General features: G+C 63.7%; 10 protein-coding genes. All 10 read right to left on the reverse strand.

Annotated elements, in window-relative coordinates:
* Positions 1–53 precede the first annotated feature (53 nt).
* The 10 genes from AC07X6_RS23295 to yoaA all read right to left on the reverse strand — a co-directional run bounded on the left by AC07X6_RS23295 (position 54) and on the right by yoaA (position 14,098).
* The gene (locus tag AC07X6_RS23295; protein WP_230542165.1) at positions 54–1,100 is read right to left on the reverse strand and encodes a cupin-like domain-containing protein; all 1,047 of its coding nucleotides are present in this window, start codon (positions 1,098–1,100) and stop codon (positions 54–56) included.
* Positions 1,101–1,187: 87 nt separating this feature from the next.
* Positions 1,188–3,110, reverse strand: a complete 1,923-nt coding sequence (locus tag AC07X6_RS23300; RefSeq protein WP_494792537.1) for a glycosyl hydrolase family 18 protein — start codon at positions 3,108–3,110, stop codon at positions 1,188–1,190.
* A 399-nt stretch (positions 3,111–3,509) separates the two neighbouring features.
* The gene (rlmD, locus tag AC07X6_RS23305; protein WP_230542166.1) at positions 3,510–4,853 is read right to left on the reverse strand and encodes a 23S rRNA (uracil(1939)-C(5))-methyltransferase RlmD; all 1,344 of its coding nucleotides are present in this window, start codon (positions 4,851–4,853) and stop codon (positions 3,510–3,512) included.
* 133 nt (positions 4,854–4,986) lie between these two features.
* Positions 4,987–6,018, reverse strand: a complete 1,032-nt coding sequence (gene rpoS / locus AC07X6_RS23310) for an RNA polymerase sigma factor RpoS (protein ID WP_494792538.1) — start codon at positions 6,016–6,018, stop codon at positions 4,987–4,989.
* Positions 6,019–6,026: 8 nt separating this feature from the next.
* Positions 6,027–6,941, reverse strand: coding sequence for a peptidoglycan DD-metalloendopeptidase family protein (locus AC07X6_RS23315; RefSeq protein ID WP_494792560.1), 915 nt, complete (start codon positions 6,939–6,941; stop codon positions 6,027–6,029).
* A 42-nt stretch (positions 6,942–6,983) separates the two neighbouring features.
* Positions 6,984–7,874: a protein-L-isoaspartate(D-aspartate) O-methyltransferase gene (locus AC07X6_RS23320; RefSeq protein ID WP_494792539.1), complete on the reverse strand. Its 891-nt coding sequence runs from the start codon at positions 7,872–7,874 to the stop codon at positions 6,984–6,986.
* Between the two features lie 9 nt (positions 7,875–7,883).
* Positions 7,884–8,621 carry a 5'/3'-nucleotidase SurE gene (gene surE / locus AC07X6_RS23325; protein WP_099762953.1) on the reverse strand — a complete coding sequence of 246 codons (738 nt, stop codon included), beginning with the start codon at positions 8,619–8,621 and terminating at the stop codon, positions 7,884–7,886.
* A gap of 94 nt (positions 8,622–8,715) precedes the next feature.
* Complete coding sequence (locus tag AC07X6_RS23330) at positions 8,716–11,166, reverse strand: tetratricopeptide repeat protein (protein WP_494792540.1); 2,451 nt, start codon at positions 11,164–11,166, stop codon at positions 8,716–8,718.
* Positions 11,167–11,185: 19 nt separating this feature from the next.
* Positions 11,186–11,791: a toll/interleukin-1 receptor domain-containing protein gene (locus AC07X6_RS23335; RefSeq protein ID WP_230542169.1), complete on the reverse strand. Its 606-nt coding sequence runs from the start codon at positions 11,789–11,791 to the stop codon at positions 11,186–11,188.
* A gap of 270 nt (positions 11,792–12,061) precedes the next feature.
* Positions 12,062–14,098: a DNA repair helicase YoaA gene (gene yoaA, locus AC07X6_RS23340; protein WP_494792541.1), complete on the reverse strand. Its 2,037-nt coding sequence runs from the start codon at positions 14,096–14,098 to the stop codon at positions 12,062–12,064.
* Positions 14,099–14,143: the final 45 nt, after the last annotated feature.

Consider the following 14,143-nt stretch of genomic DNA (forward strand, 5'->3'; position numbering starts at 1 on the left):
AGCCGCCTGTTCGGCGGCCGTTCCCTGCGCGTTCGCGGCAATCCGGATGCCAATCAAAAGTCGTGATTCGGCGGATACTTGCTGTAAAAATCGTTATCCCATTTGAAGTTGGTAAACGCCACCGTCATCGATACGTCGAGCGCTTCGACGAAATGCCAGCAGCCGACGGGCAGGAACAGGATCTCGCCCGGCGCCAGCACGCATTCGCGCACCTGCACGTCGGCCATCAGCGGATAGCGCCGCACGTCGATGTCGCGTCCGTCGACGGGCGTAAAACAGTGGCGCTGGTTGTACACGCGCGCCACTTCGCAGGCGGCCATGATGCGCAGGCGCTTGCGCCCCTTGACTTGCGCCATGAAATTGTTCGTCAGGTCGTGGTGGAACGGCGTCACCGTGCCGGCCGGGCCAAACCATAAAAAACCCGTCGGGCCGCCACTCTGCTCCAGATACTCGGGCAGCTGGCCGATATCGTCCCACAGCTCGCGCAAGGCTTGCCGGTTCTGCGAATTGTTATTCGCCGTCATATAGAAATCATTGGTCGCGCCGCTGTTCTCGACCAGGCTGGCGTACTCGCCGAACGCCATCTTGCGCTTGTGCGCCACGCTGTTCATTTCATACTGGGCATCAGCTTCGCGGCCGAACTGCACTTCCACTTCGCGCTGCGCGTAATGTTCGCGGAAATACGCCGGACTCCATTTACTCAAGGCGGGCCAGTCGTCCAGCATGCCCGTGATGATGACGGGCTGGTTGGTCGAATAGTATTCGTCGAGGAATTCCTGCGCGGAAAGCCTCTCGCGGCGGGGAATCTCGGGGGGCCGCAGCTGGTTCAGCTTGCGCTGGATATCGATCACCCAATCGCGCTTGGCCAGGCGGTTCGACAGGCGCACGGCGCCGGCCAGGTAGGGACTCTGCAGCGCCAGCTCCACTTCGCGGCGCGCCAGGGGCTCGGCGATGCCGGCCTGCTGCAGCACCGGCATCAGCGCCGACGGGTGGCTGCCCAGCATGAGGTTTTCCGCGATCCAGCCGCGCCACTCGCGGCTCAGTTCCTGTTCCTGCTGCAGCTCGTGCTGCTTGACTCCGAATGCCGATACCGCCGCCATCGCCCGCCTCCTGTGTTGTGTGTGACCAAACGCGACTAAACGGCCGGACAGCATGACTATCCGGCCGCGTCTTACGCTACATCAACATTACCGCACTTTCCACACCTCGGTCGCCAGCACGCCATTCGCGTCGCCATCGAGTTCCCACGAGAACGCGCCGCGCAAGCCCTGGTCCTTGACGTATTTGACCTTGGTGCCGATGACGGTCGGATCGTCATAGCTCCACCACTGGCCGCCCGCACCCGTGTACAGGTACAGCTGCTTGGTCACGGGATGGTAGTAGCGCGTGCCGGCTTTGGCGACGAGGATTTTATAGTCCTCGATGCCCGACTCGTAGGTGCCCGGCGCCGTGCCCGTGGCCGCCTGATACAGGCCATCGCCATTCGGACCCGGCGCCACGCCCGTCCAGCCGCGGCCATAGAACGGTATGCCCAGCAGCAGCTTGTCGCGCGGCACGCCGGCGGCAATCATGTACTGCACCGCCTTGTCGCCCACGTATTCGCGCGCCATGCCCGTCGACGGATCGGCAGGGTCGGCATACAGCTGGGCGTTGAAGTTGGTGCTGTTTTCCCAGCCGCCGTGGAAGTCGTACGTCATCAGATTGATCCAATCCATGTACTGCGAGTACAGGGCCGGTTCCGTGTTGTCGATCTTGTCCTTGCCGGCGCCGACAGCGGCCGTCAGCAAGTAGCGCTTGCCATTGGCGGCGCCCAGCGCATCGAGCTGGCTGCGGAATTCCGCCATCAGCAAGGTGAAGTTGCGCTTGTCGTTGGGGCTGACCGTGTTGTACGGCTGGCCGCCGCCGACCGGGTATTCCCAGTCGATGTCAATGCCGTCAAAGATGTTGGCCGCCGCACCCGCGCCGCCGCGACCGCCCTGCACCGGCAAGTTGCCCTTGATGTAGATGTCGATACACGAGCGCACCATCTGCTTGCGCAGCGCATCGGTGGCCGAACCGACGGAGAAGTTCTTCGACCAGCTCCAGCCGCCCAGCGAGATGAACAATTTCAGGTTCGGGTGCGCCGCCTTGAGCTTTTTCAGCTGCAGGAAGTTGCCCGACAATGGAGCATCCCACGGAATGGCCTGGCCATCGACGGTGCGCTTCGGCGTGCGGATGTAGTCGGCTTCGGCATCGCCGCCCGTGCCCGCGTCCGGCGAATTCGGATTCGTCGCGCCCGGCTCCGTCTTGGTGATCATGCCGCATTCGTAGCCGCCGTTTTTCGGATAGATATTACCGAAGGCATAGTTGATGAAGGTCAACTTATCGGCCACGCCGCTGGAATGCACGTTCGCCACTTCGTAATCGCGGCCATACACGCCCCATTGGGCGAAATAGGAACCGACTTCGCGGCCGGTCGGCGTTGGCGTTGGCGTTGGCGTTGGCGTTGGTGTCGGTGTCGGTGTCGGTGTTGGAGTAGGCGTTGGGGTAGGTGTTGGCGTCGGCGTCGGCGTGGTGCTGCAGATCTCCAGGCTGGTCCATGGCTTGCCCGTGCCGGCGGCACCGCTGCTGGTCGACGGGTTGTCGCCCTGCGTCCAGTAGTTGGCGCGGTAATTCGTGCCCGCATAGCTGACGGTGGCGCCCGCGCTGTAGGCCGTGCCGGCCACCCACGCCAGTGCGCACGTGCCGCCGGTTGGCGTTGGCGTCGGGGTAGGCGTCGGGTTCGGCGTTGGCGCCGGTGTCGGGGTTGGTGTGGGCGTCGGGGTTGGCGTCGGAGTAGGTGTTGGTGTCGGCGTGGTGCCGCCGTCGCAGGTGCCGCCGGCGCTCCACAGGCTAGGCGTGGCAACGGGATTCCAGCCCGAGCCCACGTGATCGGTCTGCGTCACCAGGGCCGTATAGTTGGCGCCCAGGTAAGTGACCACCGTGCCGGCGTTATACGTGCCGCCCTCTTGCCACGGCACGCAAGCGACCACCGTGCTGGCCGCCAGCAATTGTGAGCCAGCCGGTGCGCTGGCGTCGCCGCCACCGCCGCAAGCCGCCAGCACGCCACCGCTGGCCAGACATACCATCATGTTCCTGATCGTTTTTTTGAGTATTAAATTTTCCACGCTGTCTCCTGTTCAGGTTTGCGGAAATACCACTCTGCTTCGATAAAAAGCTACCCTGTGATCTTGTTTTTTTGCAGTTGCAAGAACAGCATGCTGCTGAAAAAATAGGCGGTCAAGTGGTTTTGAAGTGGCCTCGAAGTGGGCAATACCACTTCGTGCAGAACGCGCAGCGGCACAGGTAAACGGCGTGTTGTCCTACTGGACAAGCAAAAAAATGGCAGAGGGAGGAGGAAAAAAGACGCTGAATCGGGAAAAGACAGACCAGTTTTTTAATACGCTGTAAGTGGTATTGCGCTTGCTTGCTACGCCGCTGAACGCGGCAGCGGCGGGTGCCTGCCTGGCCACCCGCCGCGTCAGACAGACTTACTGAGGTAAATCAAATACCGCCATCGACTCGACGTGCGACGTATGCGGGAACATGTTCACCACGCCCGCCTTGCTCAATACATAACCCGCTTCCAGCGCCAGGATGCCGGCGTCGCGCGCCAGGGTGGACGGGCTGCACGACACGTACACGATGCGCTTGGGCAGCAGGTCCGGACGCACTTGCGACAGGCCGACCAGCGCCTGACACAGGGCCATGGCGCCATCGCGCGGCGGGTCGACGAGGATACGGTCGAACTTGCCCAGCGCGATCAGGTCATCCGTCGTGACTTCGAACAGGTTGCGCGTCGAGAACGAGGTTTTTTCCGCCAGGCCATTGGCCAGCGCGTTTTCCAGCGCCCGCTCCGTCAGGGTCGTGCTGCCTTCGATGCCCACCACTGCGCTGCCTTGCGTGGCCAGCGGCAAAGTAAAATTGCCCAGGCCGCAGAACAGGTCGGCCACGCGGTCGGTCGGCTGCACTTCCAGCAGGCGCAGGGCTTTAGATACGAGCACGCGGTTGATGTGGTGGTTCACTTGCGTAAAATCAACGGGCTTGAACGGCATCTTGACGCCGAATTCCGGCAGCAGGTAGTGCAATTGCTTGTCCAGCGGATAGAACGGCACGGCCGTTTCCGGGCCTTTCACCTGCAGCCACCATTGCACGCCGTACTCGTCGGCAAAAGCCTTCAGTTTCGTTTCGTCATCCGCCGTCAACGGCGCCATGATGCGCAAGACCATGGCGGTCACGTCTTCGCCCACGGCCAGTTCGATCTGCGGCATCTGGTCGAAGATGGACAGAGAAGCAATCAAGCCGCGCAGCGGCAGCAGCATGGCCGAGATATGCGGCGGCAAGATTTCGCAGCTATCCATGTCGGCCACGAACGCCGATTTCTTTTCATGGAAGCCCACCAGCACGGCATCCTTCTTCTTGACGTGGCGCACGGACAGGCGCGCGCGGTAGCGGTAGCCCCAGGTCGGGCCATACATGGGGCGCATGATGCTTTGCGGACGTACCTTGCCGATATGCCACAAGTTGTCTTCCAGCACGCGCTGCTTGATCGCCACCTGGGCCGACGGCTCCAGGTGCTGCATCGAACAGCCGCCGCAGTTGTCGAAATGCTTGCACTTGGGCGTCACGCGCATCGATGACTCGCGGTGCAGCGCCGTCATGCGGGCCATTTCCCAGTTTTTCTTCTTCTTGAACGTCACAAAGCTGACGCGCTCGCCCGGCAGCGCGCCTTCGACAAACACGACCTTGCCCGGCGAGCCGTCTTCGTTCTCAATATGGCCAACGCCACGGGCGTCCATGTCGAGCGATTTGATTTCGATGATATTTTCTTGCATAGCGATCAATAGGTAAGAGTGGGCCAGGACGCAGGGCCGCGCTGGAACTTGCAAACAATGGGGGAAAGGTCAGGCGCCGCGAGCGGGGCGTATGATAGCAGATGCGGCCCCGGAAATACCGGGACCGGGCGTCCTAGAGCAGAGAGTCGCGCACGACGCCGCGTGCCGCCATAGCCCGTTTCAGTTTAATCAGCGCTTCCTGCTGGATCTGGCGCACGCGCTCGCGCGTGACGCCCATTTCCTCGGCCAGGGTTTCCAGGGTGGCGGGATCGTCATTGTCGAGGCCGAAGCGGCGCATGATCACCACGCGCTGCTTGTCGGGCAGCTTGGTCAGCCAGTCGCGCACCAGCACCGTCATTTCATGGTGTTCCGCGCGCGCATCGGGGCTGTCTTCGCTGGCGCCGGGCAACATGTCCATCAAGGACGATTGCGGGTCGTTGTCGAGCGGCGCGTCCAGCGAAGTGGCGTGCTCGGACAGGGCCAGGATATCCTGCACCTCTTCCACGGGACGGCCCACCAGGTGGGCGATGTCTTCCGCAGTGGCATCCTTGCCATCGTGGTGCTGGGCTTCCAGGTGGTATTTGCCGCGCAGAATTTGATTCAGTTCGCGCACCATGTGCACGGGCAGGCGCACCGTGCGCGCCTGGTTCATGATGGCGCGCTCGATGCTCTGGCGTATCCACCAGGTCGCATAGGTAGAAAAACGGAAACCGCGCTCGGGCTCGAACTTGTCGATGGCCCGCATCAGGCCGATGTTGCCCTCCTCGATCATGTCGAGCAAGACCACGCCGCGGTTGATGTAATGCTTGGCGATCGACACGACCAGGCGCAGGTTGTGCTCGATCATGGTTTGCCGGGCTTCGAAGTTGCCCTGCTTGGCCAGGGTGGCGTAATGCACCTCTTGCGCCGCCGTCAGCAGGGGCCGCGTGCCGATCTGGTTCAGGTAGTGCTGCGTGGTATCGGTCGACAGCTCGGCCGCCAGCACTTTTTTCAGTTCATCGACACTTTCGACCAGCACGCTGACGCTGGCCACTTCGCCGCCCTCGCCCGCGTCGACGGCGTCAATGCCGTCGAGTTCGCCGGCATCGTCCGTCACGACTTCGTCTGCCCCGTCTTCCGGCAGTTCCGGGTCATCGTCCAGCTGGTCGTGCGACGCGTGTGTCATTGCTTTACCTAACGGTTAGGCAGGAATTTCGAAGGGTCGACAGGCTTGCCCTGCTGGCGGATTTCAAAGTGCAGCTTCACGCGGTCGGCATCGGAATCGCCCATTTCGGCGATGGCCTGGCCTTTGTTGACGTTCTGCCCTTCCTTCACCAGAATGCTGCGGTTATGCGCATACGCCGACAATAAACTATTACTGTGCTTCACGATGACAAGATTACCATAACCACGGATTCCGCTCCCGGCATACATGACTTTTCCCGCGCCGGCGGCCACCACTTGCTGGCCCGCCTTGCCGGCGATATCGACGCCCTTGTTCTTGCCTTCGTCGAAAGTGCCGATGACCTTGCCTTCGGAAGGCCACATCCAGCTGATCTTCTCGTCGCCAGGCGCCGATGCCGCAGGGGCTGCCGCGGCGGCCGGTGCAGTGGTGACGGCCGGGGCCGGCGCTGGCGCGGGTTTGACGTCGCCGGTGCCGCCATCGGCGCGCAGCTCGGCCAGGGTGGCGTCGGAATACGCGCGCTTCTCGCCGCGCGGGCCCGTTTTCTTCGGCACGGCAGGTGCGGCCGGCTTGACTTCCGTCACCGGCGGCATGACGATGGCCGACGTCTGCGCGCCGCCCGTATCGCCATTCGGCGGCAGCACGCGCAGCACCTGGTCGACCTTGATGTCGTTCGGGTTGCTCAAGTCGTTCCAGGCCACCAGGTCGCGGTAATTCTGGCCATGTTCAAGGGCAATGCGCAACAGGGTGTCACCGCGCTTGACCGTGTAATAGGCCGGGTCGCGGTCGCGCGGATCGCTGGCGGCGGCGCTGCTGCCCGATGGATGGCGCTCGACGACGGGTGCCTGGACGCCCGTCGTGCCGCAACCGCTCAACAGCGCGGCCAAGGTGATGCTACATAGAAGTATGTTACTTTTCTTAATCATTCGCATGTAATTGTATGTCCTGCTTGCTAGCTGATCCGGGGATCATATGGTGCCCGGGCGCAAAGGCACGAAATGGCAATCTTCCAGGGTTTGGCTAGTCCATTCCATTTTCCCCACCCGGGTAATGAGTTGTAAGTGTTGCAATTTAGCCCCCACCGGCGCAACCAGACGCCCGCCGGGCGCCAGCTGTTCCAGCAGGGCTTGCGGGACTTCCAGGCCGGCTGCGGCAAGGATGATCCCGTCGAAGGGCGCCGCCTGCGGCAGGCCAAGCATACCATCTCCGTACTGCAAGCGCAGATTCGACACGCGCAGCGGGCGCAGATTGACCTTCGCCAGCTCGTGCAGGGGCCGGATGCGCTCGATCGAATACACCTCTTTTGCCACCAGCGACAGCACCGCCGCCTGGTAGCCGCAGCCCGTGCCGATTTCCAGCACGCGCTGCAAGCTGCCGCCCTGGCGCATCACTTCGATCATGCGTGCCACGATGTATGGCTGCGAAATGGTCTGGTGGTGGCCAATGGGCAAGGAGGCGTCGATATACGCCTGCGACGCCAGCGCCTCGTCCATGAACATGTGGCGCGGCACGGCCTGCATGGCGTCGAGCACCAGCTGATCCTTGACGCCCTGTTTCGCGATGCGCGCCACCATGGCACGGCGCACGGCCTCCGAGACGAGGGGATTTTGCCGCGGCGGCGGCACCACCGCCGGCTGCGCCCGCTCATTGGCGATGGCTTGCGCGCGCGACGGCGCGATGGGCGCCGTTGCGCCATGGTGCGGCGCCCCGCCCCGCGCCGCGTTCTGCGCCGCATTCTGCGTGGCCGTCTGCGGCGTGGCAATGCGCGACTGGGCCAGCGACTGGCCCCCGCCCTGCCTGGCGGGCTTGCCGGCCAGCGAATCGAGGGTAAGGGGGAAGGTACGCGGCTTGTCAGTCATAGTGGGCGGTCATGCCAGGCCTTTTGCCAGTGCATCAAGTTGAGTGGTATGGGTCAGGTCGATCTGCAGCGGCGTGATCGATACTTGTCCATGTTCAACGGCGTAAAAATCCGTGCCGGGACCGCCTTCCTTGGCAGCGCCGGCGGGGCCGATCCAGAAGATTTCACGGCCACGGGGATCGAGCGCGCGGATCACGGGTTCGGCCGAGTGACGCTTGCCCAGGCGCGTGGCCGCCATGCCTTGCAACTGCTCGTAAGGGATGGCGGGTATGTTCACATTCAGCAAATACGGTTTCTGCAGGGCGTCGAACTGGCGCTCGACGATTTCCCTGGCCACGCGGGCGGCTGCGTCCAGGTTGGCCCAGCCAAACTGCGACTGGGAAAAGGCGATGGCGGGAATGCCGAACAGATAGCCTTCCGTGGCGGCGGCCACCGTGCCTGAATACAGGGTGTCGTCGCCCATATTGGGGCCGTTGTTGATGCCGGACACCACCAGGTCGGGACGCTCGATGAGCATGCCCGTCAGCGCCACGTGCACGCAGTCGGTGGGCGTGCCGTTGACAAAATAAAAACCGTTGGCGGCCTTGTGCACGGACAAAGGCCGGTCCAGCGACAGCGAATTGGATGCGCCCGAGCGGTTGCTGTCGGGCGCCACCACGACGATCTCCGCAATGGGTGCGAGCGCGTCAGCCAGTGCCGCCAGGCCTGGCGCCAGGTAACCGTCGTCGTTACTGATAAGAATTCTCATAACGAGATTTTACCTGAAGCAATGCCAACACTGCGCGTGCCGCACGCCGATAGACAGCATTATTTGTGCCGCCGCGCTGACATGGCGCAAGGCGTCAGCGCTGCTCGGTGCGTGCCTCGGACAGCGCCCCCTCCAGCGCCTGCACTTCATCCTCTTGCAAGGCCAGCAAGGCATTCAAATCTCCTTGCAATTTGTACATTCTTTTCAGCTGCGCCATGCCGCGCCTGCGCAGCTTGCCAGGCACGCCCGGGCGAAGCAGGCAAGACTTCAAATGTTCGGCCAGTTCGCCCGCCTGCGCATACTGTTCACGCTCTATCATGCCTTGCAACATCGCGATCATGCTGGCCAGCGTATCCGGCTCGGCCCCTTCGTGCCCGTTGGCACGGCCGGCCAGGATGGTTTCCTGCAAATGCCGCGCGCCGTCGAGCACGCTGTCCGCATGCCCCGTGACGGGGGCGTTCAACAGCCGGTCGCTGCCGCTGAGCACGGCGTCTTCCAGCAGGCGCGCCGCCTCGCTGTCGCCCTGCTGCTGCAAGGTGCCGGCCAGTTGCGTCTTGCTGTGCAAGGTATCGAGGTGGTCTTCGCCCAGCAGGCGCGCGTGCACTTCCAGCACCTGTTCCTGCACGCTGCGCGCCGCATCGAGTTCGCCGCGCCGCAGCAGCGCTTCGGCCAGCTTGCGCTGGCTCATCAGGGTTTCCGGATGGTCGAGTCCATGCGTGCGCTCGCGCGCCGCCACCTGGTCTTCGTGCAACTGGCGCGCGCCGGCCCAGTCGCCCTGCCCCGCCACGATATCGGCCAGCAAGTCGCGCGTGGCCAGGGTGGCCGCATGGTCGCTGCCCAGGCGCCGCTCCTGCGCCTGCAGGACGGCAGCGAGCAGGCGCCGCGCGCCGTCCAGGTCGCCTTCGCGCCCCAGCGCCTGCGCCAGCGCCAGCTTGCTGCGCAAGGTATCGCCATGCTCGGCGCCAAACAGGCGCTCGCGCGCCGCCACCACCGTGGCCAGCACTTGCCGCGCCTGCGCCAGCCGGCCCATGCGCAGCAAGGTGGCGGCGCGCCCATTCATCGCTTCCAGGGTCAGCGGATGCTCGCCGCCCAACTGGCGCGCGTAGGCCGCCAGCACGGCATCCTGCAGCAGCAGCGCCGTCGCCAGCTCGCCCTGCAACAACAGGGTTTGCGCCAGGCAAGCTCTGGCTGCCAGGGTATCGGGATGTTCGCCGCCCAGCACGCGCTCGCGCACGTCGACCACGTCTTCTTCCAGGAAACGGGCTTCCTCGAGCTTGCCCAGCTGGCGCAGCAGGCGCGCCATGCCGCTCTTGCACGCCAGGCTGTCGGGATGCTCCTCGCCCAGCAGGCGCACGCGGATCTCGACGCTCTGGCGAAAGGCCTCGAGCGCCTGCGCGCTGCGGCCATCTTTGCGATACAGTTCGCCCAGGCGCGCCAGGTCGCGTGCCAGCGGCAGCGCCACGGCGCGGCCCGGCTCGGCCAGCAAGGCCTGGCGCGCTTCGCCGATGGCGCCCAACAAGGCGATTTCGCGGCCCGATTGCCACGGAAAGTAGCCGCCCGTCATCCAGTGCAGGAAGGCTTCGAAGGTGCGCGTGAGGGAAAAGCGGTCGCCGCCCTGGTCGATGCGCACGGCCAGCTGCTCGCCATAGGCAAAGGTTTTCGTCTGCTGCAGCTGGACTTCGTCAAAATAGCTGTCGAGGGAGATTTGCGGCAAGCCGTAGGAAGTGCGCAGCAGGCGCTCGAACATGGGCTGGAAGCCGGCGATGCCCTTGTGCGCGTCGCCGCGGCGCCACTCGGCCCGCTGCGCGCCGTCGCCCATTTCTATGCGCGAGGGCAAGGGATACACGAGCAGCGGACGCTGTTCGTCCTCATGGCTGCGGCGGTATTCGATGGCCCGCGTGACAAGCGCATCGACGCCTTCCAGGCTTTGCCGGTTCGGCGTGAATACCACCACCAGCTTTTTCGGCAGCAAGGTGGTGCAGATGCCGGCGCTGTCCGTGCGCCCCGTGCGCGAATCGACCAGCACGTAGCGGAAATGCTGGGCCAGGGTATCGGCAAAGCAGCGGAACAGGGCCGGGCAGGTATCGAACAGCTGGTCCCAGCGCATCTGCGCCAGGCGCTCGCTGTAGCTGGCGTCGAAGCGCCCCGCGCGCATCAGGTACAGGGGACTGCCCTGGTCGACGCGCACCACGTACTGCTGCCAGTCGATGGCGTCGAGCACGCGCTGGGCCAGCGCCGCATCGTCGCGGCCTGCGCCCTGCCCGCCGCCTTCCAGGCTGAAGCGTTCCAGCTGCTGGCGGCAGGCCTCGAAGAATTCCAGTACGCCCGGACGCTCCTCGTGCTGCTCGAAATAATGGTGCAGGCCCGGCGCCTCCATGTCCCAGTCCAGCATCAGCACGGGCACGCTGGCGTTTTCGCGGCGCGCCAGCAAAACGGCGATGTTCGACAGGGCCATGGTGCGGCCGGTACCGCCCTTGTAGGAATAGAAGGTGACGACTTCGCCAGGGGCGCTCAAAGGTGGCAGGGAGAGGCGTTGGCATTCCATGACTGTACCTTTTACGTGATTAACGTGGAAAGTGGGGAGGCGGAATGGTGCGCCATTCCGGTGGAATGGCGGGCAACACGAAACGGCTGCAATCGTGGCCGGGCGGTGTTGACCGCTTGAGCAAGTGGTAATGCGTGGCGATGCGCTGCACGATGCGTTCGATGTCGGGCAGGTATTGCGGATTCGATTTCAGGTCGCCGCTGGCCAGGGTGTAGCCGGAGAAATCGACGTACAGCCCCGACTCCGTGATTTGCGGCGGCAAACCGTCCGGATGGCGTGTCATGATGATGGGGATGATCAGGTGGCTGGGCAGCTCATACCAGGCGCGCCGCTCCTGCTCGATCAGTTGCATGGCGGCAAATTCGCGCCGCGTGTAGCCATGCGCTTCATATTTCGGCGTGTACAGCACGATCATGCAGACGCTCTGGCACATGGCGCGCGCCACGCGCAGGTCGATATCGTCGCCGCCCCCCAGTTGCTCGCTGTCGATGAACAACACTTCCTCGCGATCGAGGTGCGGCTCCAGATAGCACGCCAGCGCCTCGATCAGGTCATTCTTGAACTTGTTCATGAACGCATATTGGCCGTGTGCATAGCTCAAGAAACAGCCGTAGCGGATCTCCATGGCATCCCCCTGTTCCCCGTGCGGCCCTGCCATCGCCGCGCCTTCATCCTGCAAGGCATGAGTTCACTGTAGACCGCCCGGCAACAACCCTGTTTGCGCTGGCGCAAAGATGTGTCTGGCGTCCTGGACATGAAGGAAAAAGCCAGAAACTGGCGCGATCGCGCCCATTCCTGGCATGCCAGGCGCGCAGGCAGGCGCCGCGCGAAAAACGCTACTCGCCTGATAACAAAGGGAAATATGCCGACGCGCGGATGGCGCCGGCTGGGTGGACTAGATGCCCTTGGCGGGCAGGTTGCGGAAGAACTCGACCACTTCGGCGGTATCGCGCGTGCGCTTGAACGGCGGCAGGCTTTGCCAGATGCGCTTGCCGTACGGCTTGGAAATGAGACGGGGATCGCAGATCATCAGCACGCCGCGGTCGCCCTCGTCGCGGATCAGCCGGCCGGCGCCCTGCTTCAGGTTGATGATGGCTTCCGGCAGCGAGTGGTGCATGAAGCCGTTCTTGCCCTGCTTTTCCATCACTTCGATGCGCGCGGCCAATACCGGATCGTCGGGCGGCGCGAACGGCAGCTTGTCGATGATGACGAGGGACAGCGCATCGCCGCGCACGTCGACGCCTTCCCAGAAGCTCTGGCTACCGATCAGCACGCCGTTGCCGGCGGCGCGGAACTGGTCGAGCAATTCCGTGCGGCCCTTTTCTCCCTGCACGAACAGGGGGAAATTCAGGCCGCGCTGCCTGAATTCGTCGGCCAGGCGCTCGGCCGCGCGCTTGACGGCGCGCAAGGTGGTGCACAGGAAGAAGGTGCGCCCGCCCGCCGCCTCGATGATGGGCAGGGCGCAATCGATGACGGCGTCCGTGTAGCCCAGCGAGTTCGGCTGCGGCAGATTTTGCGGCACGAACAGCAAGCCCTGCTGGCCATAGTCGAACGGGCTCGGCCACGTGTGCGACGGTTCGCCCGTCAAGCCCATCTGTTCGGAAAAATGCTTGAAATCGTTTTTCACGGCCAGGGTGGCGGACGTGAAGATCCAGCTGCGCGGCGTGCCTTCGCGCTGGTTGTTGAAGATCGGCGCGATCGACAATGGCGTTTTATGCAATTGCAGGGAGCTGGAAAACGCTTCCATCCAGAACACGGCTTCTTCGCCGGCCGCCACTTTGGCTTTCGGATCGAACTTCCAGCCGCTCAGCTGCTGCGCCAGTTCGACGCCGCGCACGCGGCACTGCTCCAGGGTTTCCGCCCGCTCCGCCTGGGTTTCCAAGACGGCCACCATGCCGTCGAGCTCATCCTTGAGGGTGTCGAGCGCGGGGAAGAAATCGCTGGACGGGGCGATCTGCGGCAAGGACAGGCGTACGATATCCTGCGGGAACGTCAGGCGCAGGTCGCGCGCCGCCTTTTCCACCACCGTGACCGTCTTGGCCCAGTCGATGCCGCGCGCATGCGCGAGGCCCTCGGCCAGCACGTCGCGGCACAGTTCCAGGATTTGCGAGGTGGATACTGTGTTGCCAAAGAACAAGGTGGCCGTATCGGGCAGCTGGTGCGCCTCATCGAAGATGATGGTGTTGGCCGATGGCAGCAATTCCGCCACGCCCGTGTCCTTCAGGGCTACGTCGGCAAAGAATAAATGATGGTTGACCACCACCACGTCGGCCTGCTGGGCTTCCTTGCGGGCCTTCATCACGAAGCAATCCTGGTAATACTGGCATTCGGCGCCCATGCAGGTGTCGCGCGTGGACGTCACCAGATTCCAGATCATGGCGTTTTCCGGTACCTTGGCCAGTTCCGCCTTGTCGCCCGAGCTCGTCATCTTGATGAAGCGCGAGATTTCGCGCAGGTGGCCCACGTCGTCGCGCGACGTCATGCGGCCGTTCTGCAAGGTGCGTTCCAGGTGATAGTGGCAAACGTAGTTCGAGCGGCCTTTCAGCAAGGCGACGGAGACAGGCGCCTGCAGCGCGGCGCGCACGGTGGGGATATCGCGCAGGAACAATTGATCCTGCAAGTTCTTCGTGCCGGTGGAAACAATGGTCTTGCCGCCCCACATCAGGGCCGGCACCAGGTAGGCAAACGTTTTACCTGTGCCCGTGCCCGCCTCGGCGATCAGGGTCGTCTGGCTGTCGATGGCGCTGGCGATGGCCTTGGCCATTTCCGTTTGCGAACGGCGCGGCTTGTAGCTGCCAACGGCCGGACCGAGCGGGCCGCCGGCGCCGAACAGGCGCTCGATGTCGGCATCGTGCTTGCCAGGCGCCGCCTGCGGTTCGGCTGGCAGACTGGCTTGCGGATCGGCAGGCTGGCCATCTGGGTTTACTGGCAATAAATTGTGATCGGTCAAAATATACTTAGGTGAAGACTGGACTGG

The sequence above is a fragment of the Janthinobacterium sp. GW460-12-1-14-LB5 genome (assembly GCF_059423585.1).